This is a genomic window from Paenibacillus campinasensis, assembly GCF_002272015.1.
Classification (GTDB): Bacteria; Bacillota; Bacilli; order Paenibacillales; family Paenibacillaceae; genus Paenibacillus_AQ; species Paenibacillus_AQ campinasensis.
The window spans coordinates 1-291 of record NZ_NPBY01000152.1 but is presented as its reverse complement, the minus strand read 5'-3'; the positions used below and the strand labels follow the sequence as shown (position 1 = coordinate 291).

Annotated in this window: 1 pseudogene; it reads right to left on the bottom strand. The window is 28.9% G+C overall.

The annotated features are described in order from the left end of the window. Window positions 1-291, bottom strand: a pseudogene (locus CHH67_RS26660) (hypothetical protein); the annotation flags it as partial.

Below are 291 nucleotides of genomic sequence, written 5' to 3'. Positions count from 1 at the left end.
GATCAAATAACGGTGAATCCTTGTTATTTTTTCTACCCCAATCAATTGTTACACCGTTACATCTTTTTATTTTATTAAGGTCCGGATCATTTAATAATGCGAATATATCTGTTCTCAACAAGATAATTATCTTGCTGTTAGGAGAAGTATCATAAAGCTCTAAATTTATTTTATCAGCAGCTTTTAATAAACTTATAATACTATGTTTGTAAACTTCCTCATTTCGAAATCTATCGTCTAGTTCATCATAAATTAGTGTATATTTATTGTCTGATTCGGAGATCAATGAGT